This is a genomic window from Okeania sp. SIO1H4, from assembly GCF_010672695.1.
In the GTDB taxonomy this organism is placed as follows: domain Bacteria; phylum Cyanobacteriota; class Cyanobacteriia; order Cyanobacteriales; family Microcoleaceae; genus Okeania; species Okeania hirsuta.
This window is the reverse complement of sequence record NZ_JAAHGB010000071.1, coordinates 1-25,658: the sequence shown is the minus strand read 5'-3', so window position 1 is coordinate 25,658 and position 25,658 is coordinate 1. Positions and strand designations below refer to the sequence as shown.

Genomic DNA, 25,658 nt, shown 5'->3' with positions numbered 1-25,658 from the left:
TTGGTAATATTTTTAATAAGAGTTCCCTTCCACCGCTAATCCATATTCTTCCGTTCTTAGATACTATATTATCCATAATTTTTATTACCTACTTACTGAACAATTACAAACTTTTTTACAAATCGTTTAGGATTGCTATCTTCTAACATAAGACAAGGCGCGTGTCAAACAATAAACCTTGCCCTTCAGGTAAATTTTCAACTGACAGGGCGCAACATTTGAGCAACCTGAACCACACAATCAGAAAATCTCAGAGGGATGATAGAATCATTTTCTGTCAAAATCATCTCTCTTTGATAACCTTTCTGAGTAGATTCTCGATCAACATACAATTGACGATTTTTGATGTCTAATACCCAATAATCCTCAATACCTGACCTATGAGTTTTTAAGATTTTGGTTAAAGAGTCATATTGTAGTCATGGCTTCTTTGACCCAACGAGTCGCACTCAACCCAACCTATAGCAATGTGCGCTGGCATATTTACAAATTACAAGAACTGTCCAATAGCTAAAAGCCTTATATTATGGTTTTTTTATTCCCCCAGATGACCTGTTGCCTGTTGCCTGTTGCCTGCGCACAGCGCTATACTATAAAGTCTTATATCATGTTCCCCCTCCGGGGGAGCTACGAATTGCGGATAATCAGTTATAAAAAAACTTCTGGCCTTGAAGCTTTCTTTCCCTTCTGCCTTCCCCTCCTGGGAGGGGGAGGGGCGAGGGGTGGGTTGCCTACTGCCTTCCTTCCTCCAAAGTGTAAGTATTCAACCTAACATGATATTACTTTTGACTTTTGACTGTCTTGAGTGTGTCTTACATTCTGAGGAGACCTCAGAATTACACACTCGCTTTTGACTTTTAACTTCATCAAGCAATACTCCCCCGCTTCCGAGTCTCTTTATAAGAAGTTCCCACATTTTTCAAACCAGCTTTAATCATTTCCTGTTCCAATAAAGCAAAGAAACTCGCCCGGTCGCCTCCCCTAACCACCGCCTGATTATGAGCTTCCGCTAATACCACCGGATAACCATAACCCTTTTGCACTTGAGCCAACATCATTCCTAACACTAACTCCAACATTTCTTCATCCTCAGCCACCCATTCTGGCATATCAATTCTGGCAACTTCCGTACCAACATTCACATAACAAAAATAGATAATATTATCCCCATATAAATCTAAAATTCTAGCGGAAGATTGCCATAAAGGACTTCTTTGCCCAGGTTCCAATATCGAACCCCAAAATACCACATCTCGCAAGGGTTCAAATGACTGACAAGGTGCTTTTTCGGTAAAACCAAATCCCCCTAACCCAACATTCGGGCAATTACTAACACAGTCAGGTTCATCATAAATACAAGCCTTTAAGCGTAAAAAAGATAAACTTTCACTACTCCGAGAAGCACTCAAATAACCAATCAAAGGAATACCCGCTAACTTTAATTTATTCCAAGCATCTAAAATCGGATTTAAAATTCTATCCCGTGCTTCAGAAGGCAAAGATTCTAAGAACCAATAAATCAGGGAACCATCAACCATTGCCAATATTGGGGAATCTAAATTATCCGAATTATTTTTCCTCCATTCACAACCCAATTCTGCCAAAACCAAAGCCTCAGAAATAGTCCGTCGATAACCCATCCATTCTTCAGTTTTAATTCCCCATTGTCGAGAAATATAAAGGTCATCTGCTTGATAAAAAATTTCTGGAATACTATCTAAAAGTGGATAAATACTTTCACCATAATTCAACATTACTCGCCCAATATTTAGCAAATAACAATAGGCTATTTCATGGTGACTTGGTGCTATTTGAGAACCGTCTGTAGCAAATACTGTATGATTTTTAGGAGGAGGATTAATTAAGGGATAAGTATCTAAAGATTCTATAGGAATAGCTGGATTAAAAAGTATGCGATCGCTCCAACTTTCTTCTAATTCTAATAATTCTTCTTGTTCATTTTTTGCCTCTGCCAATAATTGTTGAGCTATTTCTAATCTATTTTGTGCTGCCATTGCTTCTGCTGTGAGATGTTGGCTCATCCCTTGCATTTGTTTCGCTAGTTTTGTTAGGTCTAGCATCGTTTTTATTTCCTAATTTTTAGAGATTTAAGTAGTTAATTAATCAGGAAGAAGGAAGAAGTAAGAGGGAAGAAGGAAGAGGGAAGAAAGAAGGAAAGAATCAATAGTGACATTGAAGAAAAAAAGGTAAAAATAATAGCTATATTGCTATATCTATCTAAGATAATCTAACAAAATACAGCTTTTTGTCGCATTTTTTTTTCAAGCTGGTATTAAACTTTGAGTAACTTGGTCATTTCAGTTATCAGTTAGCCTCCTAAGATTGGAACTGCGTTAACATTACATCTGTAATCAGGAGGCTTTAAATCTGGAATATTCTATTTTCTATTGGTCGATTTTTTCCTAACCTTCAAGGGGTCTTCCTCTTCCTTCCCTCTTCCCTCTTCCCTCTTCCTTCTTCCCTCTTCCTTCTTCCTTTTTAACTTCTTCCTTCTTCCTTCTTCCCTCTTCCTTATTTCCATAGGGAAAAATTCTGGCAAAACTGAGTAGAAGATAATAAATGAATAGGTGGATATTGAGTTACAGATTCTCGTTCTTTCTGAGTATTGTAACCCCAATCTGCTAAAAATAATTCTACTTCTTTTAAATCCGATTGTTTTTGTACAGATAGTAAAGTTTTCAATCTATCTTCAACAAACCAAATAATTGTTCCTGCTCCTGATGCTGCTAATAACATTCTCAGAGTTTCATATTTAGGACGTTTACATTCTTTACCAATAATATCCGTTTCTGGTAAATTCACACCTTGTTTTTGGAGGAGCGATCGTACAAACCGCCCCTCTTTAGTTGTCACAATAACTGGTTTAACTTCTGATACTATTAACTGCTTTAATTTTTCCACTACTCCTGGATAAAACTCATGTAAAGACAACCATCCTTCTAAATCTTTTGCTATCCATTCATCTCTAGTAGTATCTAGACAACTACCAATTTCTCCTGGATTTTGATTCTCTTCAGTCACAATTTTTGTAGCGATCGCTTGCCATTCTCGTAAAATACTTTCTTCTTCAATACCTAATATTAATGCCCGAATCAAAACAGGCATTTCCCAGCCAATTTCAATTACGGGACGTAATCGATAAAACTGTTCTGCCAAATCATTATTTGGTTTTTGCTCTAATGGTTGCCAAATTTGACAGTAGGTGCGCCAGGCCGTTTGAAAATATTCAACCAGTCCATTGCATAAAACGCCATCAAAGTCAAGAGCTAGAAGAGTAGGAATTGTTGTTTGCATAATTTAAAAGTTCAAAATCAAAAATTAAAAGTAAGACTGCTCGGTCGCTGTTGCCTACTCTAAATAAATTTTATCGTCAACTTCAGGCTGATTAAACCTAAAACCCTGAACCAACAACCTTCTTCAGTAGTCCTGCATGGTAATGGTAAGGATATTTATTATATATTTTTTAATTTCTCCTACTGCCCCATCCCCCCAGGGCTAATTTTTTGTCGCCAGAAAATACTAATATAAAATACATTTAGTTGTACAAATATACTATACAAATCTCCCCACCTCCCCATCTCACCAAATTCCCCTCCTGGGAGGGGTTAGGGGTGGGTTTCCATCTCCCCATCTCCCCATCTCCCCACACTCCCTGAGATGTTGTATTTTTTAACAAAACTATGTTTTTGACTTTAAGTATGGTTACAATAACTACAGGTTTATTAAAATTTAAGAATTCAATAAACAAACAAAGACCAATCACAAAAATTGGTGGTTCTAATTATCAAGTGGTCAACCAATTTTAATAATGGAGAGGTAAAATTATGAGCACTAATGGAACTATGACAGAAACTAATAAAACTACTGATAGTAGTAGTAAAACTACTACTCAAAGTAATCAGCCAACAAAATTGGATCAAGGGTCTCAACAGCGTACCACTTTACAAGTTGAGACCAAACCAGTACAAGAAAAGCAAGCACAAGAATCTCAAGTATCTGGAAAATTAGCCTTACCTGGAAATCGTCCTATTGGCACAACTAATCTTAAGTATACTCAAACAATTTCTAATCGTCCTGTAGTTTCAACAGGTCTTGAAGTACATCATACAATGTCCGCTTCTGGAATTCGTCCAGTTGTTTCTAGTGGATTAGAGTTTAATAGTACTATTACTGCTTCTGGAGTTCGCCCTATAGGTACTAATCATTTAGAAGTTAGTCAAACTTTGATGAATCGTCCAGTTGCTTCTAATCAGGTTGATAATGAAGGTTTGATGGGTTTTTTAGATTAGAATTTAACCATTTTCTTCTAATTTAGAAAGTGTGTCTATAGATTATTAATTACGTTTGTTTGTCAAAATTTAGATTATTTTGGCAAACTGTAACTATAAAAGAGGGAGTAGGGAGTAGGGAGTAGGGGAAAGGGAGAAATAATTGATAATTTCTGTGCGATAATTGATTTTATTTTTGATTCTTGGAGATATCCAATAAATAATTCACTATTCATTATCATTTTCTTTGTGGGTTTAATACCCCACCGTCTACACGGTGTTCAAAATTACTTGGGGTGAGAATCCCCATGTAATTTTCCTCCTGTCTCCTGTCTCCTGTCTCCTGTCTCCTTCTTCAATACCTCTCCTTGAAGTAGATAGGATTGACAAAAAGTAAAATATTTTTTTGTTTGTTGTTTGTTTATTCAGATGATAAAGATGCTTTAACTATGAATTATTCGGTAAATACTGAAAGATATACTAAATTTTTTTTTGCGGAATAATTCTGTTAAATAATTTTTCTCAAAAATTTTATTGATTTCCCTAATTTTATTTTTTACTATTCTCTCTCTAGTTACATATAATTTTCAACCTTATAGCTACTCGAACGGAGAAAGGTTTTGTTTATTATTTAATTTAAGCAGTCTGATAATGATTTGTGAAAAATCCAGAACTTATAGATAGAAAATCAAAAAACTTGATCTCTAACCCCTAATTAAAAATTTTCGTAATTCCTAGATTTTATTCACAACTAAAATAGGACTACCATGTATAGCAATGTGCGCTGGCATATTTACAAATTACAGTAACTGTCCAATAGCTAAAAGCCTGATATTATCGGTTTTTTATTCCCCCTTCCGGAGCTGTTGCCAGATGAGCTGTTGCCTGCGCACAGCGCTATATAGCATTTTTATTTGCAATGTCAAACAATAGTTAGTTATTTACTAACATTAAAAAGTCCGGTAAACCATCTTACCTTTTGCCTCTTGCCTTTCGCCTTTTTCCTAAAATTTGCCAGATTTTTGAAACAACTCAAATGAAATTTATACTATATTATATTCATGATTTTTTTGACTTTAAATGGAGGACTATGAGTAATTTTTCTACTAGATTTAATCTATATAACTTGAAAGTTTTATACTTCATAGCAATATTCAGTATAGTTATTGCCATTAGTGGTTGTACTCCATCAGCTCAATCAACTGGTACTCAAGTAAATTCAGAAGAATTAGAACAGCAAGTATTACAGATTATTCGTAATAATCCAGAAGCAATTATAGAATCAGTACAAGCTTACCAACAACAACAACAGGAACAACAACAAGCTAGTAAGCAGGAAGTATTAAAACAGTTTAAAACCAATCCTCAAGCAAAAATTGGTAATTCTCCAACTTTTGGTTCTACCGAGCAAAAAATCGTGTTGTTTGAATTCTCAGATTTTCAATGTCCTTTCTGCTCTAAAGTGCAAGTAAATCTTAAAGAATTTATGGATAAACATCAAGATAGAGTAACTTTAGTATTTAAGCATTTACCTCTAGTAAGAATTCACCCTCAAGCAATTCCAGCAGCTAAAGCATCTTGGGCAGCTCAACAACAAGGTAAATTTTGGGAATATCACGATGCTTTATTTGAACAACAGGATAAATTAGGTGAAGAGTTCTATATAGAAATTGCTAATAATTTGAACTTAGATATAGAGAAGTTTAATAGCGATCGAAAGTCTCAGGAAGCAACTGACTCAATTCAACAAGATTTTCAACTAGCTCAAGAAATTGGTGCTTCTGGTACACCTTTCTTTGTGATGAATGGAGAAACTTTTTCTGGTGCAGTAAAAGTATCAGATATGGAGAAACTTTTGGCTAAAGTTAGTCAATAAATTTACCTTTTGAAAAAATTAAAAATAGATGGCTTGAAAAGGGAAGAAGAGAAAGTTAGATGGAATAGCTAACGGGTATTTGCTCCGCATCTACAAACTCCAACTAATTGCAAATACCATATAGAACTCATTTGGTATCTTTGCAAAGGTATGTGCTTTTGGCATAGGAGTCAGGGGTCAGGAGTCAGGAAATTCAGAAATAGAATAGGGGAAAAAATGGATGGGACTCCGCGCCGTCGCATGGCACAAGAGGTCGAGGGATGGCGTTAGCGTTTGCGATAGCATTCCGCAAGGAAAGCTCCTCTGTTTGCGCAGCATTCCGCAGGAAAAGAGGCAGCGACTCTGTCAAGAGCGGGTATCCTCACCATATCCAATCGACCAACAGAGCGGTCAGATCCTGCGTCAGCGCAAGAGGCAAGGGAATGCTGACCAAGAGAGGGAACGCGCACCAACGTAATTCTCAAGTAGCAATTAATTAAATTCAACAAGATGTTTAACTAGCTCAAGAAATTGGTGCTTCTGGTACGCCTTTTTTTGTGATGGATGGAGAAACTTTTACTGCACCAGAAAAAGTATCATATCAAATCCGGTTAAACAACCATAGAATGGTTAAGTTAGGAGTACTCAGGAGTCAGGAGTCAGGAGTCAGGAGAAGAAAGAATTACAAAGATGAGCGTAGTTATGACGATTGAAGATTTTTTTTATGTCCAATTAAACGGATTTGATATCAGATATGGAGATGGCTTTAGCTAAAGTTATTTAGTAGATACTTTGCCTGGTCTTGCAAGAGACAAAAGCATTAAAAAAGATTGAATTTTGACTTTTGCTAGAGGTTTAAATCAATCTCAACCAAAAGAAAATTAAAAATGGATTGTACAATCCATTTTTAATTTTAATAATTTTTTATTAAACTGTATTTTTTGTTATTAAACAGTAGCTAACTCAGGTTCAGGAACAGGACGCTTACTATTACGAATACCATTAATTGCTTCTGCATAATCATCAGCTTTAAACACGGCAGAACCTGCAACAATAGCATTAGCACCAGCTTCTAACACCTGCCAAGTATTATTATTCTTAAGGCCACCATCAACTTCAATCCAAGGATCGAGTCCTCGTTCATCACACATTTCACGAAGCTTACGAATCTTAGATACTACTCCAGGAATAAAACTCTGGCCTCCAAAACCAGGGTTGACACTCATAATCAACACCAAGTCACACAAATCTAAAGTATATTCAATTAATTCTAATGGTGTAGAAGGATTAAGAACTACACCAGCTTGCTTACCCAACTCTTTGATTTGGCCTAGAGTTCGGTGCAAATGGGGTGAAGCATTATGTTCAGCATGAACAGATATAATATCAGCACCTGCCTTAGCAAAATCTTCAACATATTTCTCTGGCTCCACAATCATTAAGTGGACATCAAGAGTTTTTTCAGTGACAGGGCGAAGTGCTTGGACGATTAATGGACCGATAGTAATGTTAGGTACAAAACGGCCATCCATTACATCAACATGAATCCAGTCAGCACCAGCTTGGTCTACAGCTCGTACTTCATCTCCAAGACGGCTAAAATCTGCTGATAGTATAGATGGGGCAATAACAATAGGTTTTTTCTGCATAGTGGTCATAAGAGTGAATGTTCTCCTACTATTCTCTGTTGCGTAAATTTTAACACTAATTTAATAATTTATTGTCAGAATATATATGTAGCATTGAAATTTGAGATCTAAACAAAAAATTAAATGTTTGAGGAAACAGGGGAAAGTCAAATATTTGACAGGGTTTTTAAGAGGAGAAAAAATTAATAACTTACAAAATACTTACCAAGAAAGTCAGTAACATGGTGAGTAGAGAAATCTGTTTTAGGAAAATCTAATAAAGATATATCATTCCGGTCAGAATAATCATCAAAATCTCCAAAAAATTCACCAATACCAGGTAAAAATCCTTGCATTGATACTGATTTTTTTATTAGTTTATTATAAGAAAAATCAACTTTTGAATAATAACATATAACTTTTATTTGTGAAATTACAAAAATCAGTTATTTTAACTTTTTGACCAACATGAATTTTTAAATTATTTTGATATATATACGCAATAAATATCGGTAATTTGCTAGCTACCATGATTGTAAATGTATATTTTTCATCCTCAAGTACATACTCAAAATTTATATAAAACTTCCATTGAACCCCTCTATTTTTTTTATCATCTAGGATGAATCTCTCAACTTATTCTATAGAAGCATTAGTTTGTAGATAAAAAATCAACTTGTTTAAGTTAAGTTTTTCATTGATTAAATGTGGTATATATTTTATATTTTCAGCTTGAATTAAATGTATCATCACCTCTATATATTTTTTCAGTTGTTAATTTAAGGTAATTAAACGAAGAAACCAAAATGGGATATACTTATTCTAATTCAAATATTCTTATTGTTATTATAGTGACTTTGATTTTCTGTACCCTCAAAAAAAAGAGATTACCAGAATCTGACAGATTTAAGTTATATAAATACCAACAAAAACTGAACTTTTGCTAATAACCAAAATGAAAAATACTCAGCAACTAGAAAACTCTAACATTAACCGCCTACAACTATATTTATTAGTCACTCCAGTATTAGGTTTCTTCATGGCAATGTGGATTCTGTATCGTCAACACCGTAGTCCACAACATAGAGCAGTCAGCAAATTAGTTATTACTTTAACCATCATGTGGATCTTGGGCAATATTTTATTACAACCAGGGACTGAAGTTGGGGAATCTGGGACTATCACACTGTTATTAATAAATAGCCTGCTAACTACTAGCTACTTCATAATAAGTTTAGGGCTAATGGTTCGTATTTGGAAAAGACAACCATTATGGCTACCAGGAATTAGCCGGATAGCAGAAAAAGTGGTAGATAAACATTTATGATAGTCGAAGATTCTATTAAACTATTGAAAATTCTAATTTTCAGTAAAATTTTTCTGACAATAAAACCTTATTTTAATATTTAGTGTGTGAGGAAGCCAGTGCCCGCTAATAAATTTTTACATTCAACCTCTAGAAAATATTCAATAACAGAAAATCTACAGAGACAACCTACCCAATTTGGTCCAGGACATTGGTTTGGTTTAGGTCTAGGTTTAGCCGGAGTGGCAATGATATCTGCAACAGCAGGCGCTCTCTTAGCCGTATCTCTTTCCAGCACTCCACTAATGCAACAAAAGCTCTCTCCAGAAGAAGCAGCAGTATTTTCTCAACAAGACCTGGCCAAAAGTAATATGAGATTGCCAGAGTTAACCCGACCTGTAAATATATTGTTATTAGGAATAAAAGTATTAACGTCAGATTTAGAAGAATATCCCCATTATAGTAATGATTTAGGGTATCACGCTTTGGTTAATTCTTTTAAAGGATTATCTGATACGATGCTTCTAGTAAGGTTCGACCCGAAAAATCAGAAGTTAACTTTGCTTTCTATTCCTAGAGATACTCGTACCTATGTAGAAGATCGAGGCTTAACCAAGATTAATGCTGCGAACTATTATGGAGGACCTGCTAAAAGTGCCAAAGCTGTGAGTGAACTGCTTGGTGGAGTAGGAATTGACCGTTATATTCGAGTCAATGTACAAGGAGTAGAAAAATTAATAGATGCTCTTGGGGGTGTCAAAGTTAATGTGCCCAAAGACATGAAATATCAAGATGATAGTCAACATTTGTATATTAATCTCAAAGCTGGGGAACAACATCTCAATGGCGATCGGGTTCTACAATTTTTGAGATTCCGCTACGATAATTTAGGGGACATTGGGCGAGTGCAACGCCAGCAACTTCTGATGCGAGCATTTATGGAACAGTCGGTTAATGTGAAAACTTTATCACGACTACCAAAAATTCTTTCGGTAATTCAGTCTCATATTGATACAAATTTGAGTGTTGAGGAGTTAGTCGCTTTGATGAATTTTGCTGCTAAAACTGAGCGCTCGAATGTGCAGATGTTGATGGTACCTGGTGAGTTTAGCAACCCTGAAAAGTATAATGCTAGTTACTGGTTGCCCGATCTGACAACTCTAGATACGATGATTGCCAAACACTTTGATTTTGGTTACGATCGCGAACAATTAGAAAATTCTGAGTCTTCTTATGTTAGAGTAGCAATTCAAGATAGTACAGATGATTGGGAGTCTGTTGATGAATTAGTAAATTCCCTAAATGATTCTGGTTATTGGAATGTCAAAGTGGCTAAACCTTGGAATTCACCTTTGGAAGTGACTCGAATTATTGCCCAGAAAGGAGATATGCAAGCTGCGCAGGAAGTTCAAAAGTCTCTAGGTTTTGGAGAAGTTTTTGTAGAAAGTACGGGATATCTAAGGTCAGATGTGACTATTCAGTTAGGAAAAGATTGGTTATCAATTCAGGATGAGTCTCAAAATTAACGAGATTGGTAGTACAAAAGTCAAATTTTGCAGTTAGGGCGCTATACTTGCAGAAATTTTCTATTTGATGAGGTACATCTTGGCAGTAGAGAACACAGGAACTAGAAGTAGGGAGTAGCTGTACCTTACCATCTTAAAAAGTGCTGTAATATTATGCCTAAATCTAGAGAGACATTCCAGGGGAATGTTTTTATCCTAAAAAATTTTCTAGGTTTTGTTAATTTTGATGAGAATTTAACTACCTATCAGCTTTTCCTTAGGTCATGCTTCGCCAACAGCATTTAGCTGTATCGCCAAAAATTCAAGGGTTTAAAGCCCCCTCTATATTTGAAAAAGCGCGTGGTGGGACTTTTACTGGGGTTTGAATCTCCCATTATACACCTTGAGAAGCTGATCGCTGATAGCTGAGTGCTGGGCGTTGGTGAATTAATGTATGATATTAATCTTAATTATTTAGGAGTCAGGAGTCAGGAGTCAGGAGTCAGGAGGAAAGAAAGAAAGAAGAAGAAAGAGTAGTAGAAGGAGAAAGTTTTTTGTTTGCGCTCTTATCCGGACAAGATATCATACCTCTTGTCACCAACGCCGAGTGCTGAGTGCTACTTCAAAAAAATATGAATGAAAGTTATAGAACCCCTAACCGTATCTTTTATTGAAATACAAAAGCTTCAGGAAAGCCATTTTAAGGCTCCTAACAACTATAAGGGTTCAGGAAACCGAAAAATTATGAAAAATGACTGCCAGAATCATAAAACTCAGATGGGTATTGAACTTGTAACTTCTTAAATAGATACCAAATGGCTTCTATAAACAAGTCTCCGCGATCATAGAAAATGGGATCTATTTTTCACAGTATAAGCTGCGAAAAACTACCCTATAAGTTCTAATACTATACCTTAATTCAGTAAAATTCTATTCTGAAAAGATTGGTAGTTTTTCTCAAAAAAAAGTTTTTTAACATAAAAAAAATCTAGTTATTGGATTAAAAAATTTTTACGAATAGAAAGTAAAATTACTATACAAGCAACCTTCAATAACCAAGGAATAACGTTAAAAAACCATATTAATCCAATGAATCCTATACAGGGTGCGAGCAAGCGAGGAATCCCATCCAGAGTTTTGACATCAGAATTGACACTGACAAAAATAGCCAGACAAGAAATACATAAGGGAATTATATAGTTCAGATTCATGGTATTTATGAGTGATTTATAAATTAATGAGCGATCTAGATAAACAGTATAGCTAAAGATCGAATAAGTTCCCATCTTAGAGCTGATTTATAAAGTAAATATTAAAAGGATAAATAAGGCTTCATTGACTTTCAATCTGAGGTATAATTTGACCTTGGGATTGCACACAAAACAGAATTAGTGCAAAAATCAAAATATATAATAGTTGCAATAACCATATTTTATTTGCAATTGGCGACTTGAGAATAACAGTGAAATCACTGAAAAATTACTGATAAGTTTTCTGCCCTCAGTGGAAGCACGGAAACCTCCAAACTGTCAAAGTTTTTAGGTGAAATTTGAGTTCCTCAACTAAAAAAGTAAAAGCATAAACTTATTAATTTTATTCATCATTAAACGAATAAATTCCTGAAATAATTCAGGAAGATCGGCATTTGCAGAAACTAAAGTAGTTAATTTCAATTATTCAAGGTAAGTTACTAAAAGTTTTTAACCATGTTAGGTAAATTTTTCCACAAACCAGAAGCAGAAAATAGCGATCGCGTTCCTCCCGGTCAATACTTGGCTAAAGGCTTCCCCGTACTGACTTATGGCGAAACTCCTAATATCAGTACAGATACATGGGAATTGAAAGTATGGGGTTTGGCTAAACCATTAACCTTTACTTGGTCAGACTTAATGGCCATGCCACAAAATCACTTCACAGCAGATTTTCATTGTGTGACTCGCTGGTCAAAACTAGATGTTCAGTGGACAGGAGTAAAAGTTACAGATTTGATGGGTCATGTAGAAGTCGATCCTAAAGCTGTCCATATTATGGAACATTGTTATGGAGGCTATACTACTAATATTTCTGTGACTGATTTTCTCAGAGAAGAAAATTTCTTTGCCCACACTTTATTTGGTGAGCCATTACCAGCAGATCATGGTGGCCCTGTGCGATTGGTAGTTCCTCACCTCTATGCTTGGAAAAGTGCCAAATGGATTAATGGATTAGAATTCCTCAAAGATGAAGAGTTAGGTTTCTGGGAGAAGAATGGTTATCACACAAGAGGTGAACCTTGGGCAGAAGAGCGTTATAGTAGCTCTGGTTTTTAAGTATATTTTTTGGCGAAGAGTTGTCTAGTTTTTAGATAGTAAAGTTAACCTGGTATTACAACTGCGAATATTGATCGTGATTTTTCCATCAGAGTTTTTGATGTTTTTAAAGAATGTATAGACAGATGTTCCATGAAATGACTTTACTCAGGATTTTAGAAAATGTATATTTATCACAGTTTTCATTTTAGGCGATCGCTATATATTTATAGCTTTTCTAGATTTTCTGAATATTTATGGCAGCACCAATAAATTGTATATGTGATGAATAAAAAAGTTTCATTACTCTGACGTGAAGATTCACTTTTATACCAATTTGATCAATGTTTGCTACATTTTCTTGAGTAAGGGAGTAGGGGAGTGGGAGACCCACCCCTAACCCATCCCATTAGGGGGAGTGGGTGAGAAGTAAACATAAGAATAATTAGGGCTTACCGATCAAAGATAAAAGCATTGATATATCAAGGTTTTAGCTGTTTTAGGTTGAAAAAAGTGCGCCTGTTTTTGCTCAAGAAAGCTCAAAAAACTAGCATTTTGTGCAAGAGTTGGGCAGAAAAATGGCGTTGCATAATTGCGGGATGATAATCACATTTGCACCCATCTGAAAATGTTGATAGATTAAAACAAATTTTTTGACACATATCAAAATCATCCCATGATGATGCAACGCCGAAAAATTAAGGGACAAAACTTAGCTCCTACCTCTTCTACATTCCCCGTCCCTCCTGTCTCCTGTCTCCTGTCTCCTGTCTCCTCCCCTCACCCATAAGACTTTTTCAGCAAACCCTAATTAATACGCTACTAGCTAATAATTATCAAAAATCTCCGATGCGCCTATGTTAATTACTTAATAATTGAAGTTTCACCTAACAAAAACATTCTTTTTTCACCCTTGGTATTATATCATGTCCGCTTAGTAGCACAATCAAAAAAATTTCTCCTGCCCGATCTTTCTTTAGATTCTTTTTCTCCTCTGCTCCCTGTTTACTTATTTATAAGTATTCAACCGGACATGATATTACTATATTGGGAACAAGTTATTTTAGAATTTCAAGGCAGAAAGAAGAAGAAATCAAGAAAGAATAAAAAAACCGAAACAATGATAATAGGTAGCTTCTAGGATTGGAGATATCTCCTTAATCTAAGTTTAAAATTTATTTTTTATAATATTCATACGCAATAATTGGTATAATATTTTCTTAGATATTTATAAAAGCTAACTAGATTACATAGACAACGCATTAAAGATGTTTTGGATGTATCCTGAGAAAAAATATAATCAAACTCCATTCACTTGTTATGATGGTAGTCAGCCAAGTCATTTTTGTCAAAAAGGTGAAAATTGGGGAGCTTTTACAACACAAGAGTGTGACTTGATTATCTCATTTTCACAAAATTTATTCAAGGATAAAAGCCATAGGTTTGAAGGTCTTCACCAGAACTATCGTCAAGCTAATGCTTGGGAAATATCTCAAACTGAAACAACAAATTGGCTTTGGCAACGATTAATTAATAATCTTATAACTGCAAATAATCGTTGGTGGAACTATGATATTGTGGGAATTATAGAGCCTTTACAGCTCCTCTGTTATGACAGCACAAATAATTCTAATCAGATTAAAGATAATTGTGATTTACATATAGATAATGAATATCCTTTTTCTTGTAGGAAGATTTCTTTTTCTGTAGAATTATCTGATCCCAAGACTTATGAGGGCGCAAAACTAAATTTGTATCTACAAGAAAATCCCCAAATATTACCTATAAATAAAGGAACAATGATTATGTTTCCTTCATTTATTTTGCATGAAGTAACGCCTATTATTGAAGGTAAAAGATGGGAACTTATTGGTTGGATTAGTGGTCCTCAATTCCGATAATTTGCAAAAATAAATGGTTTTCATAAAGTTAGGATTGAGAAAATATGGTTTGGATTTCTCCTGAACAAAAGTATCGTCAAATTACATACGCTTGCTATGATGCTTCTCAAAAAGAACATTTCTGTAAACCAGGTGAAAACTGGGGTGCTTTAACAGCAAAAGAGTGTGACTCGGTTATTTCTTTATCAAAACAAATAAAGCCATCAAACCCTACTGTAGATGGAAAATTGAAACCAGAGTTTCGTCAAGTAAAAGCCTGGGGTGTGAATTATTCGGCATCAACGAGATGGCTGTGGGAAAGGTTAACTAATAGTGTTAAATATGCCAATAACAAGTGGTGGAATTATGATATTTACGGTATTATTGATTCTTTACAACTTTTATGTTATGAAGCTAGTAACAATCAGAAAAATATTCAGGATCATTACAATAAACATCTAGATAATGGGGATCTTTATTATTATCGCAAAATTTCTATCTCGATCCAACTTTCCAATCCTCAAGATTATGAAGGTTCAGAATTGAAGTTGTATACTAACAGAAAACCAGAAAAATTACCAAAAGAAAGAGGAACAATGGTTTTGTTTCCTTCTATAATACTCCATGAAGTAACACCTATTACTCAAGGTAAGAGATGGGCGCTAGTTTGTTGGGTAGGCGGTCCTCAGTTTAGATAATTCTAGAAGCATTAGACATCTCCGGAAACTAACTTTTTATCCTGCCATTACAAGGGTTTTAAATTAATTATTCGGAGAGGTCTATTGAAGAAAAAGTTAGCTAGGGGAGACTTGGATTGATGACCTATAGCAGCTCGTTTAAGAAAGAATTAATTGTGGCGATAATTCCCATTATTAAAAATTTGGTGGAGTCTTAAACTTAATTATTTATCCGCCAGTTACACATAAATTCAACTCGGAATGTGGTTTTCCACTTACCGAATTTTTATGATGATTCTTTAGATAGGTTTGCCATTACTTAAATAGTACTACTATTTGTGATACAACGAAATTATAAATTAGAGTTATCGCTAAATAGAGGGAAAAAATCGCTCCAACCTAGACAGAGCAATAATTCCAATTTTTTTTTGCTGTCAATAGCTAAAATATTTACAGAACAAGGTTTTTGGGGATTTTTTAAGTGATAAAGCGACAAGTCTATTGTTAATTATTTGGGTGGTATTTAATAGTAGCGATCGCTACTCCTACAGAAGTTTTCATTTAAGTAAAACACAGTAGAAACGTTCTATGTAATACCTCTACTAGGGTTGGCGCTTCAAAGCTTTGATTAATACTCCAGTTTTTACATTGAACCAACTAATTCTGTTTCTGTGCCGAAAGTGCAAAGAAGCAGGGTTTATCTACTAAAATTAGATTATATGGTAATAGCAATCTCCTGTTCCTAATAAATACAGATGTATAACATTTTATTTGTCTAATTAAACCCCAAACACTCTACTAAAGTGTGAATATTTGATGAATAACATTGGTGTTTTGGTAAAGATTTGATGAAGTTAATTTAGTTGTATTCATATTGTTTAAAAAAGCAAGCTTTTATGAGAAAAAAACAAAAAATTACACACACCATACCATGTTTTCAGGTTTATTCACCATTCTGACTACTGCAGCAAATTCTGTATCATCCACAACATTGACTAAAGGGATATTAGTCGCCGGAGCAGAAGATTGCTCATGGTTGCTGCCTGCAACCGCAACCAGTTTCACAGGTAGGACAAACTTAACCTTCTCTAATGATTACCGGTTGATCTTTGATTGGACAGCTCAAGATGACAACTCTGACAGCGTGATTCTTAGTTCGGAGTTAGACTCCTGGTATGTTGAGCTATCTTCCGTCTTGGGTCTTGGAGTCCTGTTGTGGGATTCTTCAGATTCTGCCTTCGCCTCTGAGTGGCAGGCAAATCTTGATTTTTTGTATGACATTGACGCAGATGATGTGAAGTTGTTTACCAACCCATACACGGATGAAGGCCTCTCATTTAGAATAATATGGCAATTAGTAGTAGAGTTAGTATGTATGTGCCTTTTGATCGATATCCAGTGGATATCACAACAGTACTTGTGTCGAGCGAAACTGTAGTGTCTTCTTCCTCTTTTAAGCAGAGTGGTGGAGAAACCCAGGCATCCTAAACCCCTGAACCAGCAGCATCTATAGTGAGTTTGAACGCACTAGGTGGCTTAATGCTAGGCAGCAAAAGAAAGACTAAAGGCTAAAAAGTGATTGAAATGATAAAGAGAGGAGAAATACCCCTTCTCTTTTTTTCTCTCAACGATACGGGGTGCATAATTATTATTGGGTCGTGGACGGGTTCATCCGATCGTTTGACACACTATTAATTTAATGCGGAACCCCCCCTACTGTTGTAACATTTTAGGTGTGTAATAGTAAAGTTGTAGGTTGGTTGGGTTAAGGTACGAAACCCAACACCCTCGAATTGTCGAGGTTGATTTAATTGAGGTAGCTTGAAAACCAAAAACCATAAGTCTATCCCACTAACATGATTTTTGCGGATTTAACGAATTTTATATTACCTCAATATAAGGGTTTCAAGAATAGTGGGATGGGTTCAAAAACCCTAGTTATGTTGGGTTGCACTCCCGCTTAACCCAACCTACAGTGCAGACTATATTACTCCCACTCAATAGTACCAGGAGGCTTAGAAGTGATATCATACACCACTCGGTTAACTCCCTTAACCTCATTCACAATGCGGTTAGAAATACTTTCCAACAGATCGTAAGGAACACGAGACCAGTCAGCAGTCATTCCATCCTCACTAGAAACAAACCGCAAAACAATAGGGTAAGCATAAGTACGTTGGTCTCCCATTACCCCTACACTGCGAATAGGTAACAACACCGCAAACGCTTGCCAAAAATCGTGATACATCCCTTGTTGTTTGATTTCGTCACGCACAACAAAGTCAGCATCTCGCAAAATTTTCAACCGTTTATCTGTAACTTCTCCTAAAATCCGAATTGCTAACCCTGGACCGGGAAAAGGATGTCGTCGCACGATTTCTTCTGGTAAACCTATGGAGCGAGCTAATTTTCTCACTTCATCTTTAAATAGCTTGCGCAAAGGTTCTACTAACTTAAATCTTAAATCTTTTGGCAGACCACCGACATTGTGATGACTCTTGATTTTAACTGCTACTCGCTCACCCGTTTTAGGGTCAACGTTGGTGTCAGCAGATTCAATCACGTCTGGATAAAGAGTACCTTGAGCCAGATAATCAAAAGGCCCTAAACGTTTTGACTCTTCTTCAAATACTTGAATAAACTCATGGCCAATTAATTTGCGTTTTTGTTCTGGGTCTGTGACTCCTTTGAGTTTAGCCAAGAAGCGCTCGCGAGCATTTACATACTCAACTGATATATGAAAAGATTCTTGAAATATTTTCACCAAGTTTTCTGGTTCATACTTCCGCATAAACCCTTGGTCAATAAACATACAAGTTAATTTATCCCCGATCGCTCGATGCAGCAAAAATGCTAAAGTTGAAGAGTCAACTCCTCCAGACAATGCTAATAATACTCGTTTATCCCCTACCTTAGCTCTAATTTCTCGAATCGCTTCTTCTACAAAAGCTTCTGTCGTCCAAGTTGGTTCACACTTACAAATATGGTAGACAAAATTCCGAATCAACGCTTGACCACCAAGGGAGTGAACTACCTCTGGGTGAAACTGTGTCCCGTATAGCTTTTTCTCATGGTGAGCGATCGCTGCACAGGGAGTATTATCCGTATGAGCTAATACTTCAAAACCTGAGGGCATTTTTGTCACAGCATCTCCATGACTCATCCACATAATTGTACCCTCTTCCACATTAGTCAGTAAATCTGTGGGGTTATCTATAGATAAAGATGCTTTGCCATATTCAGCTAATTGAGCGCGTTGAACTTCACCCCCTAATTGCTGTACCATTAACTGCATACCGTAACACACGCCCAAAATTGGTATTCCCAACTGCCAAATTTCGGGATCGCAATGAGGTGCCACTTGATCGTAAACTGAGTTAGGGCCTCCAGAAAGAATAATTCCCTTGGGATTGAGAGTTACCAGTTTTTCAGCAGTTGTCCGATAAGAAATAACTTCTGAGTATACTTGAGTTTCGCGAATCCGGCGGGCAATTAGTTCTGAATATTGAGAACCGAAGTCCAGAATCACGATCATCTGACGGTTAAACTGAGTGGAGGAATCAGAAATTTTTTCTGTCTGTCTTGTTAGAGTCACGGTTAATGTGCTATGATATTTTACTTGTGAGGTTGATTTTCCTGAGTTTTAAGTTGTCAGCCCGAGCTTATAAGCTATAAATATATGTTTTTTGTGAGGAAAATTTCTTTCTCCACACTTTTTGTATCAAACTAAATTTTTCCTACTGCCACAAAAGGTTTATACTTGGATTGAATGGTAACCTAAAAACTAACAGGCTAACTAAAAACTAACAGGCTAAATTGATTAATTATCAATAGGGATCGCTCTTCCTAGCGAATTATTAATCAAGGCTAGTTCTATTAAAAATGTTTTGGTATTCTGACTAAAGAATGAGCGTCTACTTCTAAACCAGTTGCTCACTCTAGCTAGTTATGAAATTTACCAATTTATTTTAATTTTCCCCCGCGCCTGATCCACTATCCACTATTGTTTATTTTTCCTACAATACGCTACAGCGCTTTTGCTGATTGCTCAACTACATCGTCATAACCAAAACCCTGTAGGGGGAAATGGCCATTCCCTCTGTAGTCTACCGAAATGAAAACCGCTGTAACTCTAGCTGAGGGTATTCCTATTGACACTCTCGCCGTTAAATAAGAGCTATTATAACGGGAGATTCTTGTTTTGCTGACGCAACGCTATACGAACATAGATTCTTAACTAGATAACAAATCAAACTAGTCGAGTTGCACCCCCGTCAGACCATCTCCACAAGCTTTTTCTTGCTCCGTCTGTACGCTAAGGAAACTTCCGCCCAGGAGGTGCCCTTTTATCGTGCCGTGTGCCCCACGGCTATTGATAAAATTATAACGCCAAAAATATGCGTGCGTATTGCTCAATTATTTTTCTGGTTGAAATTCAGGGGCTGTGTGCATGGGTTTCCCGCGCAATTTATACGCCCCGTCTCACTGTTAAATCTCGCGATTATAACGGGAGTCTTTTTTCAACATTTTTAATAGAATAACAAATTTTTGCAAAAAGTGTATCGGCAACTTCAGTTTTTAAGAAAATTTGGCGATCGCGGTCAAATAACATCGAACCTACTTGGACCTGTTTTTGACTATGATTAAAAATATAAGCTTGACTACGTTCCTCTATACGGGAGGCGATCGCCCCATAGACTAGACCCACCCAATTCTTTTCATTATCTTTATCTAAACTCCGTAGGATTTTCAAGGCCGCCTCGGCAGTAGTACAAGCAAAAATTTTTTGTAGCACAGGAGTGGGCAAACCTATATTTGCGCAGTGAGCTGTTAAAATTTCTAATCGTCCGTCAGCTAGATGGTGATGAGTATGAAAAATTCCACCAGCCAACTTAATTAATTTGCCATGATAGCCTAATAATAAAATAGACTCTAATCCAGCAATAGCAGCAGCTACTAACATTGGGCCTAACCAGTTAGCCGTTTTAATAGTCTGCTGTGGTGGTATTCCCATTTTCCTCGCTAGGTCTAAACCATTTTCTCCCACACAAAACACCAAACAATTAAACTGTGCTGCCTTTTGTTGTAACTCATCCCGATAAGCATCAAGTTGCCCAGGCACACTTAAAGGTTGAGAAACCCCGGTAGTGCCTAACAAAGAAAGACCTTCAACTATACCAAAAGCAGAATTAGAAGTCCGAGTTGCTAATTGACGACCTTCTGGTAAAATGATGGAGACTTTAATTTGTTCATTTTGGTTGAGCAAGGGTGGAAGATTTTCTTGCAGCAGTCGTCGCGCATAACTATATATAGCTGCTTCCCCAGAATGAATATTATGTCCAATTCCTGCTCCACCTATAATTACAATTTGTTCTGAAGCCTCTGTAGGGGAAACTTTGGCCAATTCTATCATAGCCCACACAGGAGTATTGCGAGTTAGGTCGAGATTATTACCGGGGTCAGAACGGGTAATAGCTAAGGCAGTATTATTTTTCAGTAAAGCTACCTGTTCGATAAGAATATCGACAATTTTTGCTGGTTCTAGTAAATTAATTGATACGGTAGGCAAAGACGAGATATTTTGACGTACCCAACGGAGTGCAGCTACAGCAGCAGCACAAGCAAATACAGGTAGAGTATATCCAGCATGAGGTTCAGTCATCAGTTATCAGTTAAGCGAGCTATTGGGACTTAAATAAAATAGAACCGAAAAACAGTCTCAAATATAGACTAGCAGAGTCTTTTACGTCAACAAGATATAAATCCTGAACAACCACGGGTTCTAGACATTTTTAGAACATTGACGTAATTATATTGTTTTGCAGTACAGTCATTTTATACAAAATGTTGTACCCCAACTGCGATGTACTTACAAGTTTATACTTCAAGAAAGGTTACTTACGCATGATTAAAATCCGCCGTTTTCAGGAGCAAGATTGGCCAAGAATTTGGGCGATTGTCAAGCCAGTATTTCGAGCTGGCGAGACCTATACCTTCCCCACCGATATTCCTGAGCAGGATGCCTTTCATGTCTGGATTGAGGTGCCAGAGGCAACCTACGTTGCTGAAGATGATTCAGGGTTGATATTGGGCACCTACTACCTCAAGCCTAATCAGCCTGGCCAGGGGTCTCATGTATGCAACTGCGGATATGTGGTCAGGGAAGCGACTCGTGGCAAAGGGGTCGCCTCTGCTATGTGTGAGCATTCTCAGAAGGAAGCGGTGGAGCTTGGTTTCCACGCTATGCAGTACAACCTTGTTGTATCCATTAATACTGGTGCTGTTCGTCTTTGGCAAAAGCATGGCTTTGATATCATCGGTACACTTCCCGAAGCATTCAAACATCCTAAGGAAGGATTTGTTGATGCTTATGTCATGTACAAGAAACTTGAAACATAACAAGTTGCTGTAGTGGACTCAAAGAATCCACATCACTGAGCTTTAGCGTTATAGAGCTTGAAAGTGATTCCTTGTGAAAGACATATTGTATGGAAGCCTATTTTATCTCTAATACACATCCCCAATAATCAAAAGTAAAATCAATTATTATCCAGAAATCATCAATTACTCCCCTCCTGGGAGGGGTTATGGGTGGGTTCCCTGTTCCCTATTGCCTGTTCCCTGTTCCCTCTTTTCTGGAGATGTCTAATGAGGAATAAGAAGGATTTGACATTTATCTGTGGCAGTAAAGTTATCTTAAGACTTAGATAAATTGAGAGTGAATAGCTGATGGAAAAGTTTGCAGATATTCAAAGCTTGCTAAAAGAGTATTGTGATTGAGAATTTCCAGCTTCAATAGCGTGAAAAACTGCTACACATTCTTGAGATTAACTATAATCAGGACTTACGCAAAAAATGAAATTATACCAATCGCACTTATTATCATTTTCTTTGTGGGTTTAATACCCCACCGTCAACTGGAGTGTTCAAAATTACTTGGGGGAGGGTAGACGCGGAGCGGCAGGTCGTTGACTATCCCCATGTAATTTTCCTCCTGTCTCCTGTCTCCTGTCTCCTGTCTCCTTCTTCAATTGAACACATTCTTTTTTCACGCTTGGTATTACATTACCAGTTTAACTACTACAACAATTAAAAGTGGAAAAGAAGAAAGAGGGAAGAAAAAAAAAGGAAAACAATATTACTAATCTAAAGATACTAACTAAACCAGATTTAGTCTGAGATTCCTTTCCATGCTCCTCTTCAAAAGCAAAATGTTGGAGACTTGGTGACTGCTTTACAGCCATCAAACCCCCAACATTTTAAATACAACTTAAAAGTATTCTTTCTACTTAGATAGAAATATTAACCAATTAACCGTTATTATTCAGCAGCAGTAGCTAACTCTGTACTTCCTGAACTACGTTTTCTAGTTAAAGTATTGAACAACAAGATACCGATCGCCTTAATTAAATTACCTTCTAGTTCATTGAACATTTTCATGTTCATGTCAAAAGCAGCATTCGCCTCATTAACCATTCTATCTGCTGTTGCCTGATCGATGGGTAAATCATTCATCCTCTGACGATACATATTCTTAAATGCCTTCTCATCAGAAATTTCTGGGAACTCATAGAAAGCAGTACCTTCCCCATCAATTAAATTCATACCTCTCTGAGCAATTTTCTTGAGAATTTGACCGCCAGACAAATCTCCCAAGTAGCGAGTATAGGAGTGAGCTACTAACAATTCTGGTTCTTTTTCTGAAATTTCTCTAATTCTCTGTACATAAGCTTCACCCGCAGCAGAAGGAGCAACTTGATCGCGCCAACCAGCACCATAATAATACTTTAGGTCTTTCTCTAAACTCTGTTTACGGTTTAGCTCGGCAAAATAAACCTGAGAAAGAATTGGATGTTTCTTGTGGCGTTGCATCTCTTCTTCCATTGCAGAATAAACAAAGTAAAGATTCTTAACTAAATTCCGGTAGGAGTTCTTTTCTACAACACCTTTTAAAAAACACTTGACAAAACCTACGTTTTCTGCATTTGTATGAGCTTTTTTGGTTCCTTCACGCAATTGAGTTGCTAGGTTTACACTCATGTTAAATTTTCCTTACCAATACTAAACTATACGATTTGGCGTATCAATTCCTACAGAAATTTAGAAATCTATTGCCTATTTCTATAGATTAAAATGAATGGATGAGAATTTACATTAAGAATGATTAAGAAGTAAAGGAAGGCAGGAGGCAGGAGGCAGAAGGGAAGAAAAGGCGCTTACGAGAAAAAGTTTTTTATCACGCTCTTATCTGGACATGATATTACTTCCTGTGTTGCTAAAACTATAATTCCAATGTGCACTCTATGTAAAGTCCTCCACACCTCCAACATTCCTCTCCTGGGAGGCAGGGTTGTTTCATTCTCGATAGGACACGGGGACACGGAGACACGGAGACACGGGGATAGAGGCTTTTAATTTATGATTAAAAGTTGACTTTTCATCATTTTAGTCAGAGCAAAAGGGACGCTTATTGGCTGAAAAATCGGCAAATGCGTGGTAAATTTTACAGCTTCCACGATGCCCTCATTTCCCGTTCTCCCTAAATCGTTAACTTGCGATACTTTGAAACAGCCCTGTCCTCCACGGTCGGGGTTAGGGTTGGGTCCCCACTCTTCCCAACTAACTCATCCCGTAAATATGCAACGCCTATAATTACATTAATCTACCCCACTCCCCTACTCCCCTACTCCCCTACTCCCCTACTCCCCACATCCAACTATACAATAACTACCGGACATGATATTACGCGGTATCTGGCTCACAAATGTTGATAGTAAAGTCCTCCATTCCAGAGATAATATCGCTGAAGCAATGGACTTTCTTGCTGAAACAGGATTTAATGTTGTATTTCCGGTGGTCTGGAATAAAGCATTTACTCTCTACCCCAGTCAACTGATGCAGAGAATTTTTGGTACAAAGATAGACCCGCAATACAAAGACCGCGACCCCTTAGCAGAAGTAATTATAGAAGCACGGCGAGTTGGGATGAAAATTATTCCTTGGTTTGAATATGGGTTTGTCAGTTCTTACAAACAAAATGGAGGGTTACTTCTAGCAAAAAAACCGGAATGGGCGGCTCGTGACTGTAGGGGAAATTTATTGGTAAAAAATGGTTTTGAGTGGATGAATGCTTTGGATGAACAAGTGCAGAATTTTCTGCTCGATCTAGTATTGGAAGTTGTGAGAAACTATGACATTGATGGCATTCAGGGAGACGACCGAATGCCAGCATTTCCTTCAGAAGGTGGCTACGATGCAAAAACAGTAGAACGTTATCGTCAGCAATTTTCTTGTCATCCACCCCAAAATCATAAACATCACAAATGGTTACAATGGCGTGCAGATATTTTGACAAATTTTTTAACTCGTTTACATCGGGAAGTGAAAGCAATTAAGCCTGAACTTTTAGTTTCAATGGCTCCCAGTTTTTACAAGTGGAGTTTGAATGAATACTTACAAGACTACCCCACTTGGATAAATCAAGGAATTGTCGATCTTATTCACCCTCAACTTTACCGTCGTGATTTTGCAAGTTACAAATCTCTTGTGCAACAGTTAGTGAAACAGCAGTTTATTTGTAATCATTTAAGTAAGGTGTTTCCAGGGATTTTAATTAAAGTTGGCTCTTATCGAATTAGCGTAGATTATTTGTTGGAGGCGATCGCTTATAATCGTTCTGTAGGGATTAACGGAGAAGTATTATTTTTCTATGAAGGTCTGCGAGAAAATAACGATGCTTTGGCTAAAGCATTGCGAATGATTCCTTACAGCGGTTTTCCTGCACGGTAGACCACAGTAGGGACGTTCCATGGGAGGTGTCTACTGGGTTTTGCTTGTGAAAATGTGGTTCATCAAATAGAGATGTGTTCTACACAAATACATAACTATTGATATCATGTCCGGTAGCATCGGTCTTGTATAGCAAAGGTAAGGAAGAAGGAAGAAGGAAGAAGGAAGAAGAAAGAGGGAAGAGGGAAGAAGGCTACCCTCGCAAGAAAAAACCATCATTTCCTGTAGATATTCACCCTTGGGTTTATACAAACGATATAAACGGACATGATATGACTACCCAATTTTAGTACCACAATTATTACAAAAACGATTGGCTTTGTTGCATGAAAGTAGCGATCGCCAAAAACTCCCTTAGTTGGAAGTTAACTAGATTTCTACTTTGTAGCTCTGGGGTTTACCATTTTGAATCATCACGTTGAGTATGGAACATTGTATGAA

The 25,658-nt window shown here is 36.8% G+C and carries 22 protein-coding genes; 12 read left to right on the top strand and 10 right to left on the bottom strand.

The window, feature by feature from the left end; genetic code table 11:
- Positions 1 to 197: 197 nt before the first annotated feature.
- The 5 genes from F6K06_RS28120 to F6K06_RS28100 form a co-directional block, all read right to left on the bottom strand.
- Positions 198 to 332 (bottom strand): hypothetical protein, encoded by a 135-nt coding sequence (locus tag F6K06_RS28120; RefSeq protein ID WP_240038877.1) that lies wholly within the window; start codon positions 330 to 332, stop codon positions 198 to 200.
- Between the two features lie 534 nt (positions 333 to 866).
- Positions 867 to 2,081 carry a DNA double-strand break repair nuclease NurA gene (locus F6K06_RS28115; RefSeq protein WP_287241355.1) on the bottom strand — a complete coding sequence of 405 codons (1,215 nt, stop codon included), beginning with the start codon at positions 2,079 to 2,081 and terminating at the stop codon, positions 867 to 869.
- A gap of 317 nt (positions 2,082 to 2,398) precedes the next feature.
- Positions 2,399 to 2,542: a hypothetical protein gene (locus F6K06_RS28110; RefSeq protein WP_161564438.1), complete on the bottom strand. Its 144-nt coding sequence runs from the start codon at positions 2,540 to 2,542 to the stop codon at positions 2,399 to 2,401.
- Positions 2,533 to 3,315, bottom strand: coding sequence for an HAD family hydrolase (locus F6K06_RS28105; RefSeq protein WP_124144317.1), 783 nt, complete (start codon positions 3,313 to 3,315; stop codon positions 2,533 to 2,535). Before F6K06_RS28105 ends, F6K06_RS28110 begins: the two co-directional genes overlap by 10 nt.
- A 241-nt stretch (positions 3,316 to 3,556) precedes the next feature.
- The gene (locus F6K06_RS28100; RefSeq protein WP_161564439.1) at positions 3,557 to 3,697 is read right to left on the bottom strand and encodes a hypothetical protein; all 141 of its coding nucleotides are present in this window, start codon (positions 3,695 to 3,697) and stop codon (positions 3,557 to 3,559) included.
- Between the two features lie 148 nt (positions 3,698 to 3,845).
- Between F6K06_RS28100 and F6K06_RS28095 the strand changes: the two genes are divergently transcribed.
- The 3 genes from F6K06_RS28095 to F6K06_RS28085 all read left to right on the top strand — a co-directional run bounded on the left by F6K06_RS28095 (position 3,846) and on the right by F6K06_RS28085 (position 6,857).
- Entirely contained in the window at positions 3,846 to 4,310 is a 465-nt protein-coding gene (locus F6K06_RS28095) for a hypothetical protein (RefSeq protein ID WP_124144318.1), read from the top strand.
- Between the two features lie 1,069 nt (positions 4,311 to 5,379).
- A complete protein-coding gene (locus tag F6K06_RS28090; protein WP_124144319.1) occupies positions 5,380 to 6,165 on the top strand; it encodes a DsbA family protein in 786 nt (261 codons plus the stop codon).
- 539 nt (positions 6,166 to 6,704) lie between these two features.
- On the top strand, positions 6,705 to 6,857 hold the full coding sequence (locus F6K06_RS28085; protein ID WP_161564440.1) for a hypothetical protein: 153 nt from the start codon (positions 6,705 to 6,707) through the stop codon (positions 6,855 to 6,857).
- Between the two features lie 234 nt (positions 6,858 to 7,091).
- Here F6K06_RS28085 and rpe read toward each other — a convergent pair whose 3' ends face one another.
- Together rpe and F6K06_RS28075 are read right to left on the bottom strand one after the other, a co-directional pair.
- Entirely contained in the window at positions 7,092 to 7,793 is a 702-nt protein-coding gene (gene rpe / locus F6K06_RS28080) for a ribulose-phosphate 3-epimerase (protein WP_287308936.1), read from the bottom strand.
- 182 nt (positions 7,794 to 7,975) lie between these two features.
- The gene (locus F6K06_RS28075; protein WP_161564441.1) at positions 7,976 to 8,128 is read right to left on the bottom strand and encodes a hypothetical protein; all 153 of its coding nucleotides are present in this window, start codon (positions 8,126 to 8,128) and stop codon (positions 7,976 to 7,978) included.
- 599 nt (positions 8,129 to 8,727) lie between these two features.
- On the opposite strand from F6K06_RS28075, the gene F6K06_RS28070 reads away from it, so the two are divergent.
- The 6 genes from F6K06_RS28070 to F6K06_RS28045 all read left to right on the top strand — a co-directional run bounded on the left by F6K06_RS28070 (position 8,728) and on the right by F6K06_RS28045 (position 16,866).
- Positions 8,728 to 9,099 carry a hypothetical protein gene (locus F6K06_RS28070; protein ID WP_124154876.1) on the top strand — a complete coding sequence of 124 codons (372 nt, stop codon included), beginning with the start codon at positions 8,728 to 8,730 and terminating at the stop codon, positions 9,097 to 9,099.
- Positions 9,100 to 9,197: 98 nt separating this feature from the next.
- Positions 9,198 to 10,604: an LCP family protein gene (locus F6K06_RS28065; RefSeq protein ID WP_287241362.1), complete on the top strand. Its 1,407-nt coding sequence runs from the start codon at positions 9,198 to 9,200 to the stop codon at positions 10,602 to 10,604.
- Positions 10,605 to 12,289: 1,685 nt separating this feature from the next.
- Positions 12,290 to 12,892: a sulfite oxidase-like oxidoreductase gene (locus F6K06_RS28060; RefSeq protein WP_124144322.1), complete on the top strand. Its 603-nt coding sequence runs from the start codon at positions 12,290 to 12,292 to the stop codon at positions 12,890 to 12,892.
- A 1,256-nt stretch (positions 12,893 to 14,148) separates the two neighbouring features.
- Positions 14,149 to 14,772 (top strand): 2OG-Fe(II) oxygenase, encoded by a 624-nt coding sequence (locus tag F6K06_RS28055; RefSeq protein WP_240038879.1) that lies wholly within the window; start codon positions 14,149 to 14,151, stop codon positions 14,770 to 14,772.
- A 44-nt stretch (positions 14,773 to 14,816) separates the two neighbouring features.
- Positions 14,817 to 15,449 carry a 2OG-Fe(II) oxygenase gene (locus tag F6K06_RS28050; protein WP_124144324.1) on the top strand — a complete coding sequence of 211 codons (633 nt, stop codon included), beginning with the start codon at positions 14,817 to 14,819 and terminating at the stop codon, positions 15,447 to 15,449.
- Between the two features lie 853 nt (positions 15,450 to 16,302).
- Positions 16,303 to 16,866 (top strand): hypothetical protein, encoded by a 564-nt coding sequence (locus F6K06_RS28045; RefSeq protein ID WP_124144325.1) that lies wholly within the window; start codon positions 16,303 to 16,305, stop codon positions 16,864 to 16,866.
- A gap of 549 nt (positions 16,867 to 17,415) precedes the next feature.
- Here the strand turns inward: F6K06_RS28045 and guaA are convergent.
- Both guaA and cbiD read right to left on the bottom strand, forming a co-directional pair.
- On the bottom strand, positions 17,416 to 18,963 hold the full coding sequence (gene guaA, locus F6K06_RS28040) for a glutamine-hydrolyzing GMP synthase (RefSeq protein ID WP_124144332.1): 1,548 nt from the start codon (positions 18,961 to 18,963) through the stop codon (positions 17,416 to 17,418).
- A gap of 966 nt (positions 18,964 to 19,929) precedes the next feature.
- Complete coding sequence (gene cbiD, locus F6K06_RS28035; RefSeq protein WP_124144326.1) at positions 19,930 to 21,090, bottom strand: cobalt-precorrin-5B (C(1))-methyltransferase CbiD; 1,161 nt, start codon at positions 21,088 to 21,090, stop codon at positions 19,930 to 19,932.
- A 242-nt stretch (positions 21,091 to 21,332) separates the two neighbouring features.
- Between cbiD and F6K06_RS28030 the strand changes: the two genes are divergently transcribed.
- A complete protein-coding gene (locus tag F6K06_RS28030; RefSeq protein WP_124144327.1) occupies positions 21,333 to 21,827 on the top strand; it encodes a GNAT family N-acetyltransferase in 495 nt (164 codons plus the stop codon).
- A gap of 921 nt (positions 21,828 to 22,748) precedes the next feature.
- Here the strand turns inward: F6K06_RS28030 and F6K06_RS28025 are convergent.
- The gene (locus F6K06_RS28025) at positions 22,749 to 23,468 is read right to left on the bottom strand and encodes a heme oxygenase (biliverdin-producing) (protein ID WP_124144328.1); all 720 of its coding nucleotides are present in this window, start codon (positions 23,466 to 23,468) and stop codon (positions 22,749 to 22,751) included.
- A gap of 696 nt (positions 23,469 to 24,164) precedes the next feature.
- On the opposite strand from F6K06_RS28025, the gene F6K06_RS28020 reads away from it, so the two are divergent.
- On the top strand, positions 24,165 to 25,217 hold the full coding sequence (locus F6K06_RS28020; RefSeq protein ID WP_124144329.1) for a glycoside hydrolase family 10 protein: 1,053 nt from the start codon (positions 24,165 to 24,167) through the stop codon (positions 25,215 to 25,217).
- Positions 25,218 to 25,342: 125 nt separating this feature from the next.
- Positions 25,343 to 25,507 carry a hypothetical protein gene (locus tag F6K06_RS28015; protein WP_287241367.1) on the top strand — a complete coding sequence of 55 codons (165 nt, stop codon included), beginning with the start codon at positions 25,343 to 25,345 and terminating at the stop codon, positions 25,505 to 25,507.
- Positions 25,508 to 25,658 lie beyond the last annotated feature (151 nt).